An 18,725-nucleotide genomic window follows, 5' to 3' on the forward strand; every position below is an offset into this window, starting at 1 on the left:
TACTCTCGATCAGTCTGTACTCATAGCCGAGCGGATGTCGGCGGCTAGTTGGCGCACGCGTTCTTTATCGGTATCCCACGAGCACATGAAGCGTGCGCCGCCAGCACCGATAAAGGTGTAGAAGCGCCAGCCTTTGTTGCGCAGGGTTTCCAGGGCGGGTTCTGACATTTGCAGGAATACGCCGTTGGCTTGAACTGGGAACATCAGGCTGACGCCGGGCACGTCGCTGACGAGTTCAGCGAGCAGGCGAGCGCAGCTATTGGCATGTTGTGCGTAATGCAGCCAGGCACCGTTTTGCAAAATACCGACCCATGGCGCGGAGAGGTAGCGCATCTTGGACGCTAGCTGACCAGCCTGTTTGCAGCGATAGTCGAAGTCTTCAGCGAGGTCTTTGTTGAAGAACAAAATCGCTTCACCGACCGCCATGCCGTTCTTGGTGCCACCAAAGCACAGCACATCAACACCGGCTTTCCAGGTCAGCTCTGCGGGTGTGCAGCCGAGAAATGCGCAGGCGTTGGAGAAGCGGGCGCCGTCCATGTGCAGGTTAAGGCCGAGTTCGTGGCAGGTATCGCTGATGGCGCGAATTTCTTCCGGGGTGTAGACGGTACCGACTTCCGTGGCCTGGGTCAGGGTTACGACACGGGGTTTTGGGTAGTGAATGTCCTGACGCTTGAGGGCGACTTCGCGGATCGATTGCGGAGTCATTTTGCCGCTTTCGCTGTTTGCGACCAGCAGCTTCGAGCCGTTGGAGAAAAACTCCGGCGCGCCGCATTCGTCGGTTTCGACGTGGGCTGTTTCGGAGCAAATCACGCTGTGGTAGCTCTGGCACAGCGCCGCCAATGCCAGTGAGTTAGCGGCAGTCCCGTTAAAGGCAAAGAATACTTCGCAGTCAGTCTCAAACAGCTTACGAAAGTGATCGGCCGCTCGGGCGGTCCATTGGTCATCCCCGTAGGCCCGGTCGTGGCCGTGGTTGGCTTCAGCCATGGCTGCCCAGGCTTCAGGGCAGATACCGGAATAGTTGTCGCTGGCGAACTGTTGCGTTTGATCGGTCATCTTGGGTCCTTCTGGCCGTTGCCTGAATGCCCCTCGTGAGGGCGGGCGGTATGGCCGCATTTTACGCGAGGTTGAGCGTGGGTGGGCAAGCTTCGTGTTGCTTGCCCACCCACTTGCCCAGGTCAGGTTTTAGATTGGCGAAACACCAACCCCAGCCCCAGCAGAATAGCCAGCATTCCGAGCAGGCTCAGGCCTGAAAGCAGGTTGCCGAGGAACACATAGTCCATGATGGCGGTTACCACCGGAACCAGATAAAACAGACTGGTGACATTGACCAGATTCCCCGCGCGGATCAATCGATACAACAACAGCTGCGCGACCACTGAAATCACCAGTCCCAGCCACAGCAGCGGAATCAAAAAGCTGATTGATTGCTCAAAGTGAAAGGGTTGGCTCGGGGCCACTGCCAGGCACAGCAACAGGCTGATTGCATATTGCAATGGCAGCACTTGGGCAGGTTCTTGTTGAATACTTTTTTGTGCAATTGCGCCGCTGGTGACGCAAAGCAATGCGCCAAGAGCAAAGGCAATACCGGCGAAGGAAAAATCAGCTTTAAGCAGGCTTTGCAGCACCACCAAAACCAGTCCCGTCAACGCCAATCCCAGGCCAAGCAGGCGGTGTGCAGGAAAGCGTCGTTCCAGTACCAGCAAAGTGAGAATGGGCTGTACACCCAATAAGGTTGCCAGCACGCCGGGCGTGATGCCTTTGTCGAGTGCCATCAAATAGCACACCGAATACCCGCCGATCATTAACAGGCCAGTAGCTGCAACCTGTTTGCGCGTGCCGTTGTCCGGCAGCAGGCGTTTGCGATAGATGCCAATGAGCATCAAGGCGCCGAATGCGATTGCAAAGCGTAGCAAGAGAAAGGCGAATGCCGATGAGTGGTCAAGCCCCCATTTGGCGAAAATTGCACCGCTGCTCCAGAGCAATACAAATACCGTGGTGGTGGCGTATGCCCCCAGTGCTTGGTTGAGTTTCATTGGGTTGATCCTGTCGTAAAGCCATAGGCCCCAGGCACGGGCTGATTAACAGCAGGCGCGTTAGGTTGGAGCCAGAAAAAGTGTCGGTGTCAGGCGAACGCTTATGGCGCCGGCGGCGGGCAAACGCCGCTTGGGCTGGTTGCGACAGGTGGTGGCGCGATGGCAAAAGGCAGCGGTCGCGCAAGCTCAGCGGTCAGGATAACCGTGGATTTCTGAGTAAATGCATGCGCGAAAGTCATCAGTCTTCAGCCATTTTGATTGAAAGGCAGCGGGCAGTTTGTTGACGCGACTCACCTGCTGTGCCGCGACTATAGCACGGGTTTTTTGCCCGGCCACGGGCCGCCGCTAATCTTTTCAGACGCGCGGCGGGGTCGGAAGCGTGCAGTTACCGATTTGCGACATCGGCATGTCGTAAACGAATTTCCCCATGACGTACATAGGCATCTGGTTGCCTGAGCCGAGTCATACCATCGCTGCAAACGGCAACACGCCGTGCCTAACAATCTGTGCCGCAGGAGATCAGCGATGTTCAGCAAGCATGACCAAATTCAGGGTTACGACGACGCCTTGCTCAGCGCAATTAATGAAGAAGAGCGGCGTCAGGAGCATCATATCGAACTGATCGCCTCGGAGAACTACACCAGCCAGCGCGTGATGGAAGCGCAAGGCAGCGTGCTGACCAATAAGTACGCTGAAGGCTACCCGGGCAAGCGCTATTACGGCGGTTGTGAGTTTGTCGACAAGGTCGAGCAACTGGCGATCGATCGTGCCAAGCAACTGTTTGGTGCTGATTACGCCAACGTGCAGCCGCACTCTGGCTCATCCGCCAACTCGGCGGTGTATCTGGCGTTGCTCCAGGCTGGCGATACCCTATTGGGCATGAGCCTGGCCCACGGTGGCCACCTGACCCACGGTGCCAAAGTCAGCTCATCCGGCAAGCTTTACAACGCCGTGCAGTACGGGATCGACACCAGCACCGGTTTGATTGATTACGACGAAATTGAACGGCTGGCGCTTGAGCACAAACCCAAGATGATAGTGGCTGGGTTCTCGGCCTACTCGAAAACCCTGGACTTCCCGCGTTTCCGCGAAATTGCCGACAAGGTTGGCGCTTATCTGTTTGTGGACATGGCGCACGTAGCTGGCTTGGTCGCCGCAGGCCTGTATCCGAATCCGCTGCCATTTGCCGATGTTGTGACCACCACAACCCATAAAACCCTGCGCGGCCCGCGTGGTGGTTTGATTCTGGCTAAAAGCAACGAAGAGATTGAGAAGAAGCTCAACGCTGCAGTGTTCCCCGGCGCGCAAGGCGGGCCGTTGATGCATGTAATCGCGGCGAAGGCTGTGTGCTTCAAGGAAGCGCTGGAACCGGGGTTTGTTGCCTATCAAGCGCAAGTCATCAGCAATGCCCAGGCCATGGCCCGGGTGTTTATCGAACGCGGCTTTGATGTGGTTTCCGGTGGCACCGATAACCACCTGTTCCTGGTCAGCTTGATCAAGCAAGGCATCACCGGCAAAGACGCCGACGCTGCCTTGGGACGCGCCGGTATCACGGTAAACAAGAATGCAGTGCCCAATGATCCGCAGTCACCTTTTGTCACCTCTGGCCTGCGTATCGGCACGCCAGCGGTCACCACGCGGGGTTTCAAGGAAGCTCAGTGTGTGGCCTTGGCGGGCTGGATTTGCGACATCCTCGATCACCTAGGTGATGCCGATGTTGAAGCACAGGTGGCGGCGCTGGCGGGTGGGCTCTGTGCGGATTATCCCGTTTACCGTTGATTGGCTGGGTTGGCAGGTTCAAATTTAGGAGCATCACATGCAACGATATTCTGGCTTTGGCCTGTTCAAACATGCCTTCAGTCATCATGAAAACTGGCAGCGCATGTGGCGCAACCCGACGCCGAAACCTGTCTACGATGTAATCATCGTCGGCGGTGGCGGTCATGGTTTGGCAACCGCGTATTACCTCGCCAAGGAGTTCGGCGTAAAAAACGTCGCCGTGGTTGAGAAGGGCTGGCTGGGCGGCGGTAATACCGCACGTAACACCACCATTGTGCGCTCCAACTACCTTTGGGATGAGTCGGCGCATCTTTATGAGCACGCGATGAAGTTGTGGGAAGGCTTGTCCCAAGACCTGAACTACAACGTCATGTTCTCGCAGCGCGGTGTCTATAACCTGTGCCACACCTTGCAGGATATGCGCGACTCAGAGCGTCGTGTCAGCGCCAACCGGTTGAACGGGGTTGACGGTGAATTGCTCGATGCGCGCCAGGTCGCCGAAGAAATCCCCTACCTTGATTGCAGCAAAAACACGCGCTATCCAATCATGGGCTCGACTGTACAGCGGCGCGGCGGTGTAGCGCGCCACGATGCTGTGGCCTGGGGCTATGCGCGCGCCGCCGATGCTTTGGGCGTTGACCTGTTGCAACAGACTGAAGTGACCGGTTTTCGCAAGGAAAACGGCGTGGTGATCGGGGTTGAAACCAATCGCGGTTTCATTGGCGGCAAGCGTGTTGGCGTGGTGACTGCGGGCAATTCCGGGCACATGGCCAAGCTCGCTGGATTCCGTCTGCCGCTGGAGTCGCATCCGTTGCAGGCATTGGTGTCTGAGCCGATCAAGCCGGTGATCGACAGCGTAATTATGTCTAACGCGGTTCACGGCTACATCAGCCAGTCAGACAAAGGCGACTTGGTGATCGGCGCCGGTATCGACGGCTGGAATGGCTACGGCCAGCGCGGTTCTTACCCGACCATCGAGCACACCTTGCAAGCCATTGTCGAAATGTTCCCCGTGCTTTCGCGGGTGCGCATGAACCGCCAGTGGGGCGGCATCGTCGACACCAGCCCGGATGCCTGCCCGATTATCTCGAAAACGCCTGTGCCTAATTTGTTCTTCAACTGCGGTTGGGGCACCGGTGGTTTCAAGGCGACGCCAGGCTCGGGCCATGTGTTTGCTGCCAGCCTGGCCAAGGGTGAAATGCACCCGCTGGCCAAACCATTTGCGATGGACCGTTTCCACACCGGCGCATTGATCGACGAGCACGGCGCTGCTGCCGTTGCTCACTAACTGGGGCCAAAGACCATGCTCAATATTTATTGCCCTCATTGCTCAGAGATGCGTTCTGAAGAAGAGTTTCATGCCCACGGCCAGGCCCATATCGCTCGCCCGGAAGACCCAGGCGCGTGCAGCGATGCCGAGTGGGGCGACTACATTTTCTTCCGCGACAACCCGCGCGGTATCCACCATGAATTGTGGGTACACGCTGCCGGTTGCCGGAAGTTTTTTAATGCGACGCGCCATACCGTGACCTACGAAATTCTTGAAACCTACAAGATCGGCGAGAAGCCGAGCGTTACCGAGGCCAGTGTTGCAGCGGCAAAAGCCAGCGCTGAAGGAGTCACGGCATGAGCCAGATCAATCGTCTTGCAAGTGGTGGCCGGGTTGACCGCAGCCAGCCACTGAGCTTCAGCTTTAACGGCCAGTCCTACCAGGGCTTTACCGGCGACTCGTTGGCGGCAGCACTGCTGGCCAATGGTGTGGACATCGTCGGGCGTAGTTTCAAATACTCGCGTCCACGGGGCATCGTTGCCGCCGGAAGCGAAGAGCCCAACGCGGTTCTGCAAATCGGTTCGACCGAAGCGGCGCAAATCCCTAATGTGCGTGCCACCCAGCAAGCCTTGTATGCGGGGCTGGTTGCCAACAGCACCAACGGCTGGCCGAGCGTCAATACCGACATGATGGGGATTCTCGGTAAAGTCGGCGGCAAGATGATGCCCCCCGGCTTCTACTACAAAACCTTTATGTACCCGCAAAACCTGTGGCTGACCTACGAAAAATATATTCGCAAGGCCGCAGGTCTGGGGCGTGCGCCGACTGAGGTTGACCCAGACAGCTACGACTACCTCAACCAGCATTGCGATGTGTTGGTCGTGGGTGCAGGCCCGGCGGGTCTGGCTGCTGCATTGGCTGCCGGGCGCAGCGGTGCGCGGGTGATCTTGGCCGATGAGCAGGAGGAGTTTGGCGGCAGCTTGCTCGATACCCGTGAGCAACTTGAGGGTGAACCTGCAGCGAAATGGGTGGCCAAGGCTGTGGCTGAGTTAGAGGGCATGCCGGAAGTTACCTTGTTGCCCCGCTCAACGGTAAACGGTTACCACGACCACAACTTCCTGACCATTCACCAGCGCATGACCGACCATCTCGGTGAGTTGGCGCCAATGGGCAGCGTGCGTCAGCGTATGCACCGTGTGCGGGCAAAACGTGTGGTGCTGGCAACCGGGGCACATGAGCGGCCGCTGGTTTACGCCAATAATGATGTGCCGGGCAATATGCTCGCAGGCGCAGTGTCGACCTATGTGCGTCGTTATGCCGTGCTGCCGGGGCGCAAGCTGGTGCTGTCGACCAACAATGATTACGCCTACCGCGTGGTGCTCGACTGGCTGGATGCCGGTCAGCAAGTGGTGGCGGTGGCGGATGTTCGCGCCAACCCACGTGGCGCTTGGGTGGAAGAGGCGCGTGCCCGTGGTGTGCGGATTCTGACCGGCAGCGCCGTGGTTGAGGCCCGTGGCAGCAAGCGGGTGAATGGGGCGCGCATCTGTGCGATTGATGTGGCTTCATTCAAGGTCACCAGCCCTGGCGAAGTGCTCGATTGCGACTTGATTGTCAGCTCCGGTGGCTACAGTCCCGTGGTGCACCTCGCTTCACATCTGGGCGGGCGACCTACTTGGCAAGAAAAGCTGCTGGCATTTGTACCCGGCGAAGGCTTGCAGAAGCGTGTTTGCGCAGGCGCTGTGAAGGGTGTTTTTGCCTTGGGTGACACCTTGGCTGACGGCTTTGAGGCAGGTGTTTTGGCCGCCTCGGAGTCCGGCTTCAAAGCGGTGGTCGGCACCCTGCCAAGCGCTGAAACGCGACATGAAGAGGCCAGTCTTGCGCTGTTCCAGGTGCCGCACGACAAACCAACAGCCCGTGCGCCGAAGCAGTTTGTCGACTTCCAGAATGACGTCACCGCAGCCGGTATCGAGCTGGCAACCCGTGAAGGTTTCGAGTCGGTCGAGCACGTTAAGCGCTACACCGCCCTGGGTTTTGGTACTGACCAAGGCAAACTCGGTAACATCAATGGCTTGGCCATTGCTGCGCGTTCGCTGGGTATCAGTATCGAGCAGATGGGCACCACCATGTTCCGCCCCAACTACACGCCGGTGACCTTCGGCGCGGTGGCTGGGCGTCACTGTGGCGCGCTGTTCGAGCCTAATCGCTACACCGCCATGCATGCCTGGCATGTCGCCAACGGCGCCGAATTTGAAGATGTCGGCCAGTGGAAGCGGCCTTGGTACTTCCCGAAGAACGGCGAGGATCTTCACGCTGCGGTCGCGCGCGAGTGTCTGGCCGTGCGTAATGCGGTCGGTATTCTGGACGCTTCGACACTGGGCAAGATTGATATTCAGGGTCCGGATGCGCGTGAGTTCCTCAACCGTGTCTACACCAACGCCTGGACCAAGCTGGATGTGGGCAAGGCGCGTTATGGCTTGATGTGCAAAGAAGACGGCATGGTCTTCGATGACGGTGTTACGGCGTGCCTGGCGGATAACCACTTCCTGATGACCACCACCACCGGCGGTGCCGCGCGTGTATTGGACTGGCTGGAAATTTATCACCAGACCGAGTGGCCCGAACTGAAGGTTTATTTCACCTCTGTCACCGACCACTGGGCAACGATGACGCTTTCTGGCCCGAACAGTCGCAAGCTGCTGGCAGAGGTGACGGATATCGACCTCGACAAAGAGGCGTTCCCCTTCATGACCTGGAAAGAGGGTGAAGTCGGTGGCGTGCCGGCGCGGGTATTCCGGATTTCCTTTACCGGCGAGCTGAGCTACGAAGTCAACGTGCAGGCTGATTACGCCATGGGCGTGTGGCAGAAGATCATTGATGCCGGCAAGAAGCATGGCTTGACGCCTTACGGCACAGAAACCATGCATGTGCTGCGCGCCGAGAAGGGTTTCATCATCGTTGGTCAGGACACCGACGGTTCGGTGACGCCAGACGATCTCAACATGGGCTGGTGTGTCGGGCGGACCAAGCCGTTCTCCTGGATTGGCTGGCGCGGCATGAACCGTGAAGACTGCGTGCGTGAACAGCGCAAGCAACTGGTGGGATTGAAGCCGATCAACCCTGATCAGGTGTTGCCGGAAGGTGCGCAGTTGGTGTTCGACCCGAACCAGTCGATACCGATGACCATGGTTGGCCATGTCACCTCAAGCTACATGAGTGCGGCCTTGGGGTATTCCTTTGCGATGGCGGTGGTCAAGGGTGGCCTGCAGCGCATCGGCGAGCGGGTGTTTGCGCCGTTGGTCGATGGCAGCGTGATTGAAGCCGAAATCGTCAGCTCCGTGTTTTATGACCCGAAAGGGGATCGCCAGAATGTCTAACGTCAATGTCTACAAGCAGCGTCCAGATGCGGCTCAAGCGGAGTCGCCACTGTTTCACGCCAGCCTGCACGAGCTGGTTGGCAAAGGGGCAAAAAGCGCCGCTGTGAATCTGTGCGAGAAAAAGTTGCTGGGTCATTTGACCCTGCGCGGCGATGCCAGTAACCCGGTTTTTGCCAGTGGTGTGCACAGCGCCTTGGGTTTGGAGTTGCCGGTTGCGCTGACTCTGACGAGCAGCGGCGGCACCTCTTTGCAATGGATGTCGCCAGACGAGTGGTTGCTGATCGTGCCCAGTGGCGAAGAGTTCGCCGTTGAACAGAAGCTGCGCGAGGCGTTGGCTGGCCAGCATATCTCGATCGTCAATGTCAGTGGCGGGCAAACGCTGCTGGAACTGAGCGGCAACAAGGTGCGTGAGGTCTTGATGAAGTCGACCTCCTACGACGTGCACCCGAGCAACTTCCCGGTCGGCAAGGCGGTGGCAACCCATTTTGCCAAGGCGCAACTGGTGATTCGCCACACAGGCGAAGACACCTGGGAGTTGGTGATTCGGCGTAGCTTCTCAGATTATTTTTGGCTGTGGTTGCAGGATGCCAGCGCCGAATTCGGGCTGAATATCAGCGAATAACCATGTTTATCGAAGATTGGCGCAGCGCTGCCAGTATGGGTTGACGCTGCGCTGATGCCGCGTGTGAATGCAGGGAGATTGTAATGAGCAGAACCCCGGATACCTGGATTTTGACAGCGCAATGCCCAAGCGTGCTGGGCACGGTGGATGCGTTGACACGGTTCCTGTTCGAGCAGCGCTGCTATGTCACCGAGCATCACTCCTTTGATGATCGGCTGTCGTCGCGTTTCTTTATTCGCATTGAGTTTCGCCAGCCAGAGGGTTTCGACGAGCAGGCTTTTCGCGAAGAGCTGGACCAGCGCAGCGCAGTGTTCGAGATGCAAACCGAGCTGACCCCGCCGGGCTACCGCGCCAAAGTGGTGTTGATGGTCTCCAAGTCGGATCACTGCCTGAACGACTTGCTCTATCGCCAGCGCATTGGTCATTTGCCGATGGACGTGGTTGCGGTGATTTCCAACCACCCGGACCTGGAGCCGCTGGCGCGCTGGCACGACATCCCCTATTACCACTTCGCCCTCGACCCGAATGACAAGCCGTCTCAAGAGCGCAAGGTATTGCAAGTCATTGAAGATACCGGTGCCGAGTTGGTCGTGCTTGCCCGCTATATGCAGGTGCTGTCGCCAGAACTGTGCCGCAAGCTGGATGGCTGGGCGATCAATATTCACCACTCGTTGCTGCCGGGTTTCAAGGGCGCAAAGCCCTATCACCAGGCTTACCAAAAGGGCGTGAAACTGGTCGGTGCAACCGCGCACTACATCAATAACGATCTCGATGAAGGGCCGATCATTGCCCAGGGCGTTGAACCGGTTGATCACAGCCACTACCCCGAAGACTTGATTGCCAAAGGACGCGACATCGAGTGCCTGACCTTGGCCAAGGCCATTGGCTATCACCTCGAGCGCCGGGTCTTTTTAAACGCAAATCGCACGGTTGTGCTCTAGCACAGCCTGCCTTTTCTCCAAGCTGAAACAGTTGTTTCACACTGCCTTAAGAGTTTCTGGTTTAGCGCTTAATTCAGACTCTTTGTGAATGCTTCAGCCGCTGCAAATGCTCCAGTGCAAGGCCGCGTGGCCGTTGGCTGCGCTTTTGTTACGACAACAAGAAGGAGAGCAAACGATGTCTGATAATCGTGGTGTGGTGTATCTCGGTGCTGGCAAGGTCGAGGTGCAAAGTATCGACTATCCGAAAATGCAGGATCCGCGCGGCAAGAAGATCGAGCACGGCGTCATCCTCAAAGTCATTTCAACCAACATCTGTGGTTCCGACCAGCACATGGTGCGTGGCCGTACCACGGCGCAGGTTGGCCTGGTGCTGGGCCATGAGATTACCGGTGAGGTGATCGAGAAAGGCCGCGATGTTGAGCACTTGAAGATAGGTGATCTGGTTTCGGTGCCTTTCAACGTGGCTTGCGGTCGCTGCCGTAGCTGTAAAGAGCAGCACACCGGCGTTTGCCTGACCGTCAACCCGGCGCGTGCCGGTGGCGCCTATGGCTATGTCGACATGGGTGACTGGACTGGCGGCCAGGCCGATTACGTGCTGGTGCCATATGCCGATTTCAACCTGCTGAAGTTGCCTGATCGCGACAAGGCGATGGAGAAAATTCGCGACCTGACCTGTCTTTCAGACATCTTGCCGACCGGTTATCACGGCGCCGTGACTGCGGGCGTCGGCCCAGGCAGCACTGTGTATGTCGCTGGCGCCGGTCCCGTGGGCTTGGCTGCGGCTGCGTCTGCACGGCTGTTGGGCGCTGCGGTGGTGATTGTTGGTGATGTTAATCCTGTACGCCTGGCCCATGCCAAGGCCCAGGGTTTCGAGATTGCCGACCTGTCGAAAGACACGCCGCTGCACGAGCAGATTGCTGATCTGCTTGGCGAGCCAGAAGTTGATTGCGCGGTTGATGCGGTTGGTTTCGAAGCACGCGGTCACGGGCATGCCGGCGCGCAGCATGAAGCGCCCGCGACTGTGTTGAACTCGCTGATGGGCGTGGTGCGGGTGGCCGGTAAAATTGGTATTCCCGGCTTGTATGTGACCGAAGATCCGGGCGCGGTGGATGCTGCGGCGAAGATCGGTAGCCTGAGCATTCGCTTTGGTTTGGGCTGGGCTAAATCGCACAGCTTCCATACCGGGCAAACACCGGTAATGAAATACAATCGCCAGTTGATGCAAGCGATCATGTGGGATCGGATCAATATTGCTGAAGTGGTGGGCGTGCAGGTGATCAGCCTCGACCAGGCGCCGCAAGGCTATGGTGAATTCGATGCCGGTGTGCCAAAGAAATTCGTTATTGATCCACACCGTTCCTTTAGCGCGGCCTGATTCACGGGTTGCGGTCTGAATCAAGCTCGCCGTTGTTCTGGGCGGCGAGCTTTTTAGCTTTCCATGCGGGGTTCAGGGCTGCTGCAATTCACTGCGAATCTGCGCAATACGCGCGTCTTTGCGTTGCCACATATCCGTCACCCACGCCTGTACTTGCTGACGAAACTGCTCATCGTTCTGGTAATCGCCTTGGTGCAATGCAGGGTCGAGTTCCAGGGTTTGAATATCGATGATGACTTTCGGCACCTGGCCGCTGATCAAGGTCCAGAAGCCCGGAATCTGCGTGCTTGGGTAAACCACGGTGACATCCAGTACCGCATCGAGTTGCTCACCTAGCGCAGCCAGTACAAATGCCACGCCACCGGCTTTGGGCTTCAGCAAGTAGCGATAGGGCGATTGTTGCTGCGCTTGTTTGGCCGGTGTGCAACGTGTGCCTTCAAGGTAATTGACCACTGTCACCGGAAGGTCTTTGAATTTCTCGCAGGCGCGCTTGGTGATCTCAAGGTCTTCACCGCGACGCTCGGGATGTTTAGCCAGATAGGCTTTGGAATAGCGGCGCATAAAGGGATAGTCCAGCGCCCAGAACGCCAGACCGAGAAAGGGTACCCAAATCAGTTGTTGCTTGAGGAAGAATTTGAAGTAGGGCGTCTTCCGGTTGAAGACCTGCACCAGCGCCGGAATATCAACCCATGACTGATGATTGCTGATGACCAGGTATGAAGTGGTCTTGCGCAATTGCGCATTGCCGCGAATATCCCAGACCGTGGGCAGCAGGCAGGCAAAGATCAACTTGTTGATTTCAGCCCAGGTTTCCGCCACCCACATCACCCCGCGAGAGCAACTCGCCTTGAGCTGCTTGCCCGGCAGGATAAATTTACCCAAAGCAATCAATAGCAGCGGGCCGATCAAAATCAGGGTGTTTAGCAGCAGCAAAAGGGTGACGCTCAGGCCAGTGAGCAAGCGGCGCATGGCAGCTCCTTGATATACAGAGTCGCCTACATCATAGGCTTGGCGGCCTGCCAAGGCCAAGCCATGCTCAGGCTGCGCGAAGGCTGCTGCGGCCGTCACCTGCAACCATCGCGCAACATCTTTACCTGTAAGAGCGCTCTTGTGGCTTTGCCTGTGACGTTTTTCGCTGCCCGGGGTGCGACATTATGTGTTGCAAATTGGGCAGAACCTCTGTCAGCCATCCGAGTCAGATGCACCAGACTTTTATGGAGAAATGACGTTTGAAGACTGTTATTGCGCTGACTGCTGCACTATTGACCCTGCCAGTGATGGCTGCTGAAAAAACTGATACCGAGCTCAATACCTACGGTCGCTACGAGATGGTCACGCTGCCGCAAATTGGCCAAACCTTGAAGGCCAAGATGGATACCGGCGCAATGACCGCCTCTTTATCTGCCAAGGATATTGAACGATTCAAACGTGATGGCGGCGAGTGGGTACGTTTCCGTTTGGCCATTAAAGATGCTGACGATACTGTGTATGAACAGCCGTTGGCACGTATTACCGAAATCAAGAACCGTGCGGAAGAGGGCGCTAATGTGACAGCCAGCAGCCCTTCGACCACTGAACGCCCGGTGGTCAATCTTGAAATTTGCGTGGGGCATCAATTGCGCACTGTCGAAGTCAACCTGACCGACCGCACGCACTTTGATTATCCGTTGCTGATCGGTGCCAGCGCGATTCGTAAGCTCGATGCGGCCATCAACCCGGCCGAGCGCTACACCGTCGAACGCCCGGAATGCTGAGTGCGTAGGGTGTGACAACGCGAAGCTTGTCCACCCAGTGTGGTACATCGATGAACCACCAACTCAGATGCATACCGTCAACAATGGCGGATGAAAAAAGCGTCATCCGCCTCCGATTGGCGTCACTAGGGGTTTGAGACTTGCAGGTGAGTGTTCTATGTTGTCGGTATAACAATACTGACAGCTCATTAGAATTGAGCTGTTGACCGCATACAAGGATGACTCAGGTGCAACAGCAACGCGTACAAAAACGCTCTCCGGACGGGCTTTTGTTCTAGTGCCGGCAGCATCAGGTATCAGGCCCATGGGCTCTGGCTTTTTGCATATTGCTGTGATCGCCCTATTCTGCCTTAACCTGCTCGCGTGCAGCGGGGGGGCGCTTAAGCTGAATAAAGTCGCCAAGACTGATATCGACATGGTCGTCGATATGCACTGGCGCACCATTGATCAAAGCTTGATTGTGCTGATGGGCAAGCTTTATGAGCGCAACCCGGACGAACTCTACAAAACCCCTAACGCCACCATACTTTCCCGCCAGCAACAGTTGTGGGCAACGCCGCTTGACCAACAAACCGCTTATCTTGGCAAAAGTGAATTGTCAGCTATGGATGCTGCCCTTGATGTGCACTTTCAGGGCGACCGGGTGTATGCCGTAATGGCCGGGCTGCGCGGCATGCTTAGCCGCTCCTATGGTTACATTGATGACTTCTATTTGTTCGATACGCCTGACCAGCAGGCGCTTTATAACAGTGCGCGCAACGTTGAAATCCTGGTCTGGCGCCTAAAGCATCGCCTTGATGCCAGCGGCGCACGCCTGGTCTTCACCAATGGTGTTAGTAAGCCGCCGTACAACCTCAGTTTCGAGCGATTATTCGGCAAGATCATCGCTTATCAAGACATGATGGCAACCATCACCTCCGAGCGCTCCCAGCGCAGCATAAATTATGCGACGCACAGCATATTGAGAATGGCTTTCCTGCCGATATAAGTCTTAGCCAAGCGGTACGGCCATCTTGCTGGATAGTGGCACCTTGGCATCGGCGTGGTTCTTGCTTGGACATTAGGGATCCTCTGAAAAAGGTAGCGAGCGTAGATAGTACAAGGCAAAAAAATGCGAAAAAGCGGAGTTTAGTGGTCTAAATGAGTATCTTGAGCAGTTTTTTAACGCCGCAATATCGAGCGCAGTAGTTTTTCAGAGGTTCCTTAGCTTGTTGCGCTTGCCACTGAGCGTGCATTAAGTGTTTTGAGGTGTCGTCATGACTGTAGTACTCAAGCCGGGCGTCAGTTTGCTCGAGCGTTTTAGTTTTGCCCGTAAGTTTCTTATCCTCGCTGTCTTGTTCATATTGCCGCTGACCTATGCCCTGTGGGCTATATGGTCCGAGTACCAGGCCGGCCAGCGCTTGATTGATCAGCAGATCAAAGGCCTTCACGATATTCAGGCCCTGGCTCAGGTTCAGCGCGAGGTGCTTGAGCAACGCACTTTATTGGCGCGCTGGAAAGGCACCGATGATGCTGCCCAAGGGTTATTGACCAGCCGTGAAGGCAAGCTCGATGAAGCGCTGAAACAGGCGTCTGAGCAATTGACTGGCGCCGAAATGTCGAGCCAGGCAAGCGAGCTGTTGCAAACCCTGCAGGCCGATCGCAGCCGCTTGAGTTCAGCCGAACTGAGTAACATTGCGTTACCTGATGCCTTGGAGCGTTACCAAATGAACCTCCAGCATCTCACCGCGCTTCGCGAGCAGATTGCCACCGACAGCGGAATGATTCTGGACCCCCATCTCGACACCTACCTGATGATGGAGCAATTGACTTTCACCTTGCCGCGCTTGCTTGAAAACCTCGCCAGCTTTGCCAGCCGTGGTTATGGCGCTGTGGTTTCCAAGCATTTCACCTTGCAAAGCCGCGTGGGGATTCGCGACCTGCGGCGTAGCATCGATGAATCAAGCGCTCAACTGCTCAAGGCGCATAACACCCTTGAACGAACGGCTCCGGATTCGATGAAAACACTGCAAGCGCCATTTACGGCCGCCGAGCAAGGCATCGAGCTGTTCTTGAAAGAGATCGACCGGGACATGTTTGATGCCAATCCCATGCAGTTGACCCCCGCACAATTTATTCAGCGAATCGAAGCCTTGCAGCAGCACTTGCTCGCGCTGCAGCAGGCGCAAGTGGAGCAATTCGAGCAGAGCCAAAACGCCTATCAGCACGTAGCAACAGCGCGCATGCTTAATATTGTCCTGGTATTTGCACTGCTGACCTTTGCTGCACTTTATGGTCTTGTCTGTCTTAATTGGTCGATTCGTCGCAGCGCCCGCGAAATTATTGCAGCGGCCCAGGGCCTGCGCGATGGCGACTTGCGCGTGCAGATGCAGGTGTACGGTAAAGATGAACTGGCGCAAATAGCCTTGGCGCTCAATACCGCCGTGGTTCAACTGCGCGGCTCGCTGCAGGGCGTCAACCATGAAAGCGAAGGCTTGGGCGGTACGGTTCAGGTGCTGAGTCGCCAGGCACAAAATTCATTGCAGGCCGTCGAGCGCCAGCAAGGCCAGATGAGCCAGATTGCCGCTGCTGCCACGCAAATGGCGGCAACTGCGCAAAGTGTCGCCCAAAGCTGCGAGGAGGCTGCAGTCGAAGCGGTGCAAACCCAGGAAGTGGCCAATCAAAGTAACCAGCGCAGTGAGCGCACCAGCTCCAGCATGCGTCAGCTCAGTGTACGCCTGGGTGATAGCTCGGCAACCTTGAAGCAGTTGCAGCAGCAAACCGAGCAGATTACCCGGGTGGTTGATGTGATCAAGGGGATTGCCGAGCAGACCAACCTGCTGGCGCTCAATGCGGCAATTGAAGCAGCGCGGGCGGGCGAGCAAGGCCGAGGCTTTGCCGTGGTTGCCGATGAGGTGCGCAGCCTGTCGCAGCGCACACAAAACTCCACCGCCGAAATTGCGCAGACGGTCGCCGACTTGCATAAGGTGGTCGGTGAGTCTGTTGAAATGATGGAACAGGCCGTGGCTCAGGCTGAGGGCGATGTCAGCAGTGTGCTGGCGATGAGTGATGATCTGAGCGGTATTGTCGAGTCGGTCCAGCGTGTGAGCGACCGTCTGGCGCAGATCGCAACTGCAGCCGAGGAGCAAGCCGCCACGGCGGATGAGGTCAGCGGCAATATCCAGCAGGTTGATCAGGACGCCAGCACCTTGCTCGATGGCGCACAAGCGGTGAGTCAGGCCTCGGAGCAGCTGCGCATGGGCAGCCTGGAGCTGGCGCAGAATACCGGGCGTTTCCGCCTGGGTTGATCATCAAGCCAGGCGTCTGCCCAGGTCTTTTTATTCACGGCCCGGGCAGGTGTTGGCTTGACGCTGTCGGGCGCCTGTCGCAGTCTGCTCGCCGGGACCGCCAATACGCAGGACGCTGATGCCACACATTCTGATTGTCGAAGACGAAGCCGCCATTGCGGACACCCTGATCTATGCCCTGCAATCAGAGGGTTTCACCACCACTTGGCTGGCATTGGGGCAGGCCTGTCTTGAGTTCGTGCAGCAAACGGAGCCTGATCTGCTGATCCTGGATGTTGGTTTGCCGGACATCAGTGGTTTTGAGGTGTGCAAGCAGTTGCGTCGCTTCAGCGAAGTGCCGGTGATTTTCCTTACCGCGCGCGACGGCGAGATTGATCGGGTGGTGGGGCTTGAAATTGGCGCCGACGATTATGTGGTCAAGCCTTTTAGCCCACGTGAGGTTGCCGCGCGAGTCAAAGCGATTCTGAAGCGCGTCGCGCCGCGTGAGGTTGCCCGCAGTGAGACCGTGCTGCGCTATCAAAGCTTTGAGCTGGACAGCCAACGTGATCAGGTGCATTACTTTGGGCAGCCCTTGAGCCTGACCCGTCATGAGTTCAAGTTGCTCAGCGTGCTGCTTGAACAGCCAGAACGCGTATTTTCTCGTGAGCAACTGCTTGATGGCCTGGGGATCGCCGCAGATGCGGGTTATGAGCGCAATATCGACAGTCATATCAAAAGCCTGCGCGCCAAGCTGCGCCTGGTGAATGCGGCCCGTGACCCGATCCAGACGCACCGTGGCCTGGGCTACAGCCTCAAATGCCTGAGTGACGGCTGATGCCCATCGCGATTCGTATCTTCTTGGTGTATTTCCTGTTTGTTGGCTTGTCTGGCTGGTTCGTGCTGAGCACTGTCATGGACGAGATCCGCCCCGGCGTGCGCCAATCAACCGAGGAGACCCTGGTTGATACCGCCAATCTGCTGGCCGAGGTGCTGCGCGATGATGTGCAGGCTGGAAAACTCAGCCAGAGCCACTGGCCGCAGTTGCTGAAAACCTACGGTGTGCGCTCGCCTAACGCTGATATTTGGGGCGTGCAAAAAACGCAGGTGAATCACCGTATCTATGTCACCGATGCCAAGGGCATTGTCTTGCTTGATTCCACGGGGCAGGCGGTTGGCCAGGATTACTCGCGCTGGAATGATGTGTATCGCACGCTGCGCGGTGAGTACGGTGCACGCTCAACCCGCGAAGACCCGAACGATCCAGAAAGCTCGGTGATGTATGTAGCGGCGCCGATCAAGGAGGGGCAACGGATTATCGGCGTCGTTACGGTGGCCAAGCCCAATCAAACCTTGCAGCCGTATATCGAGCGTTCACAGCGGCGTCTTTCTTGGCTTGGCTATGGCTTGATTGCCCTTGGCTTGTTGGTCGGTGGCTTACTGAGTTGGTGGCTAAGCTCGTCGCTGCGCCAACTGACGCGCTATGCGCAGACGGTGAGCGAAGGACGGCGTGCAGAGCTACCGCGCATGCCGGGTGGTGAAATGACGCAACTGGCCTTGGCGGTCGAGCGCATGCGCACCGAGCTTGAAGGCAAGGCCTATGTTGAGCGTTATGTGCATACCTTGACCCACGAACTGAAAAGCCCGCTGGCGGCGATTCGTGGCGCGGCTGAGTTGTTGGATGAAGATTTGCCCCATGATTCGCGCAAGCGGTTTGTCGCTAATATCAGCCAGGAAAGTTCGCGCTTGCAGCAGTTGATCGAGCGGTTGCTGCACTTGGCTCAGGTTGAGCAGATGCAAGCCTTGGAGACGCGCGTCAAGGTGCCCTTGGCCGAGTTGCTGGAGTCACTGCTTCAAGCACAGGCCCCCGCAATTGAGCAGGCCAGGTTGCGCCTGGACCTGGCCGTTGCGCCAGACCTTGTGCTATTGGGTGATCAGTTTTTGCTGCGCCAGGCCTTGGCCAATATTCTCGATAATGCGCTGGCGTTTAGCCCGGTCCACGGCTTGATTTCTATCAAGGCTGAGCGTTGTCAGCAGGCGGTGCAGATCTGCTTTTTCAACCAAGGTGAGGCCATTCCTGAATACGCGCTTGAACGGTTGACCGAGCGCTTTTACTCGCTGCCTCGGCCACAGACCGGGCGTAAAAGTACCGGGCTGGGTTTGAACTTCGTTGAGGAAGTCATCGAGCTGCATGACGGCCAACTGCATATTGCCAATGTTGAGGGCGGTGTTGAGGTCCGGGTATTGCTCCCGCTTGCAGGCTAGGCCAACACACAAGCTCCACAGAGTCTCCATACAGGCTCCATAAAGCCAC

At 57.1% G+C, this 18,725-nt stretch carries 15 protein-coding genes; 12 read left to right on the forward strand and 3 right to left on the reverse strand.

The features are described from left to right. Positions 1-9: 9 nt before the first annotated feature. Both AACY26_RS15730 and AACY26_RS15735 read right to left on the reverse strand, forming a co-directional pair. Positions 10-1,053 (reverse strand): threonine aldolase family protein, encoded by a 1,044-nt coding sequence (locus tag AACY26_RS15730; protein WP_339515541.1) that lies wholly within the window; start codon positions 1,051-1,053, stop codon positions 10-12. Positions 1,054-1,175: 122 nt separating this feature from the next. Further along, a complete protein-coding gene (locus tag AACY26_RS15735; RefSeq protein ID WP_339515542.1) occupies positions 1,176-2,033 on the reverse strand; it encodes a DMT family transporter in 858 nt (285 codons plus the stop codon). 525 nt (positions 2,034-2,558) lie between these two features. Here AACY26_RS15735 and glyA point away from each other — a divergent pair. The 7 genes from glyA (at position 2,559) to fdhA (ending at position 11,394) form a co-directional block, all read left to right on the forward strand. After that, positions 2,559-3,812 (forward strand): serine hydroxymethyltransferase, encoded by a 1,254-nt coding sequence (gene glyA / locus AACY26_RS15740; protein WP_339515543.1) that lies wholly within the window; start codon positions 2,559-2,561, stop codon positions 3,810-3,812. 37 nt (positions 3,813-3,849) lie between these two features. Then, the gene (locus AACY26_RS15745) at positions 3,850-5,100 is read left to right on the forward strand and encodes a sarcosine oxidase subunit beta (RefSeq protein WP_089360846.1); all 1,251 of its coding nucleotides are present in this window, start codon (positions 3,850-3,852) and stop codon (positions 5,098-5,100) included. A 15-nt stretch (positions 5,101-5,115) separates the two neighbouring features. Then, positions 5,116-5,442, forward strand: coding sequence for a sarcosine oxidase subunit delta (locus AACY26_RS15750; RefSeq protein ID WP_339515544.1), 327 nt, complete (start codon positions 5,116-5,118; stop codon positions 5,440-5,442). Continuing rightward, entirely contained in the window at positions 5,439-8,456 is a 3,018-nt protein-coding gene (locus AACY26_RS15755; RefSeq protein WP_339515545.1) for a sarcosine oxidase subunit alpha, read from the forward strand. Before AACY26_RS15750 ends, AACY26_RS15755 begins: the two co-directional genes overlap by 4 nt. Next, positions 8,449-9,078 (forward strand): sarcosine oxidase subunit gamma, encoded by a 630-nt coding sequence (locus AACY26_RS15760; protein WP_339515546.1) that lies wholly within the window; start codon positions 8,449-8,451, stop codon positions 9,076-9,078. The genes AACY26_RS15755 and AACY26_RS15760 overlap by 8 nt, the downstream gene beginning before the upstream one ends. 83 nt (positions 9,079-9,161) lie before the next feature. Continuing rightward, positions 9,162-10,019, forward strand: a complete 858-nt coding sequence (gene purU, locus AACY26_RS15765; RefSeq protein WP_339515547.1) for a formyltetrahydrofolate deformylase — start codon at positions 9,162-9,164, stop codon at positions 10,017-10,019. Positions 10,020-10,194: 175 nt separating this feature from the next. Continuing rightward, on the forward strand, positions 10,195-11,394 hold the full coding sequence (gene fdhA, locus AACY26_RS15770) for a formaldehyde dehydrogenase, glutathione-independent (RefSeq protein WP_339515548.1): 1,200 nt from the start codon (positions 10,195-10,197) through the stop codon (positions 11,392-11,394). 72 nt (positions 11,395-11,466) lie between these two features. Here the strand turns inward: fdhA and AACY26_RS15775 are convergent, their stop codons facing one another. After that, positions 11,467-12,363, reverse strand: a complete 897-nt coding sequence (locus AACY26_RS15775) for an acyltransferase (protein WP_339515549.1) — start codon at positions 12,361-12,363, stop codon at positions 11,467-11,469. A 260-nt stretch (positions 12,364-12,623) separates the two neighbouring features. Between AACY26_RS15775 and rloA2 the strand changes: the two genes are divergently transcribed. The 5 genes from rloA2 to creC all read left to right on the forward strand — a co-directional run bounded on the left by rloA2 (position 12,624) and on the right by creC (position 18,676). After that, complete coding sequence (rloA2, locus tag AACY26_RS15780; RefSeq protein WP_339515550.1) at positions 12,624-13,148, forward strand: retropepsin-like aspartic peptidase RloA2; 525 nt, start codon at positions 12,624-12,626, stop codon at positions 13,146-13,148. 304 nt (positions 13,149-13,452) lie between these two features. Continuing rightward, positions 13,453-14,136 (forward strand): hypothetical protein, encoded by a 684-nt coding sequence (locus AACY26_RS15785; protein WP_339515551.1) that lies wholly within the window; start codon positions 13,453-13,455, stop codon positions 14,134-14,136. Positions 14,137-14,404: 268 nt separating this feature from the next. Further along, entirely contained in the window at positions 14,405-16,435 is a 2,031-nt protein-coding gene (locus AACY26_RS15790) for a methyl-accepting chemotaxis protein (protein WP_339515552.1), read from the forward strand. A gap of 118 nt (positions 16,436-16,553) precedes the next feature. Continuing rightward, positions 16,554-17,249, forward strand: coding sequence for a two-component system response regulator CreB (gene creB, locus AACY26_RS15795; RefSeq protein WP_339515553.1), 696 nt, complete (start codon positions 16,554-16,556; stop codon positions 17,247-17,249). Then, a complete protein-coding gene (gene creC / locus AACY26_RS15800) occupies positions 17,249-18,676 on the forward strand; it encodes a two-component system sensor histidine kinase CreC (protein ID WP_339515554.1) in 1,428 nt (475 codons plus the stop codon). The genes creB and creC overlap by 1 nt, the downstream gene beginning before the upstream one ends. The last annotated feature ends 49 nt before the right edge of the window (positions 18,677-18,725 follow it).

The sequence above is a fragment of the Pseudomonas sp. RL_15y_Pfl2_60 genome (assembly GCF_963970595.1).
Lineage (GTDB): Bacteria > Pseudomonadota > Gammaproteobacteria > Pseudomonadales > Pseudomonadaceae > Aquipseudomonas.

Bases quoted from the DNA above. Each gene is read 5' to 3' on its own strand.
- creC (WP_339515554.1), top strand. From the start codon at position 17,249: ATGCCCATCGCGATTCGTATCTTCTTGGTGTATTTCCTGTTTGTTGGC.
- glyA (WP_339515543.1), top strand. From the start codon at position 2,559: ATGTTCAGCAAGCATGACCAAATTCAGGGTTACGACGACGCCTTGCTC.
- AACY26_RS15775 (WP_339515549.1), bottom strand. From the start codon at position 12,363: ATGCGCCGCTTGCTCACTGGCCTGAGCGTCACCCTTTTGCTGCTGCTA.
- AACY26_RS15790 (WP_339515552.1), top strand. From the start codon at position 14,405: ATGACTGTAGTACTCAAGCCGGGCGTCAGTTTGCTCGAGCGTTTTAGT.
- AACY26_RS15730 (WP_339515541.1), bottom strand. From the start codon at position 1,053: ATGACCGATCAAACGCAACAGTTCGCCAGCGACAACTATTCCGGTATC.
- AACY26_RS15745 (WP_089360846.1), top strand. From the start codon at position 3,850: ATGCAACGATATTCTGGCTTTGGCCTGTTCAAACATGCCTTCAGTCAT.
- AACY26_RS15750 (WP_339515544.1), top strand. From the start codon at position 5,116: ATGCTCAATATTTATTGCCCTCATTGCTCAGAGATGCGTTCTGAAGAA.
- fdhA (WP_339515548.1), top strand. From the start codon at position 10,195: ATGTCTGATAATCGTGGTGTGGTGTATCTCGGTGCTGGCAAGGTCGAG.
- AACY26_RS15785 (WP_339515551.1), top strand. From the start codon at position 13,453: ATGGGCTCTGGCTTTTTGCATATTGCTGTGATCGCCCTATTCTGCCTT.
- AACY26_RS15760 (WP_339515546.1), top strand. From the start codon at position 8,449: ATGTCTAACGTCAATGTCTACAAGCAGCGTCCAGATGCGGCTCAAGCG.
- creB (WP_339515553.1), top strand. From the start codon at position 16,554: ATGCCACACATTCTGATTGTCGAAGACGAAGCCGCCATTGCGGACACC.
- AACY26_RS15735 (WP_339515542.1), bottom strand. From the start codon at position 2,033: ATGAAACTCAACCAAGCACTGGGGGCATACGCCACCACCACGGTATTT.
- purU (WP_339515547.1), top strand. From the start codon at position 9,162: ATGAGCAGAACCCCGGATACCTGGATTTTGACAGCGCAATGCCCAAGC.
- AACY26_RS15755 (WP_339515545.1), top strand. From the start codon at position 5,439: ATGAGCCAGATCAATCGTCTTGCAAGTGGTGGCCGGGTTGACCGCAGC.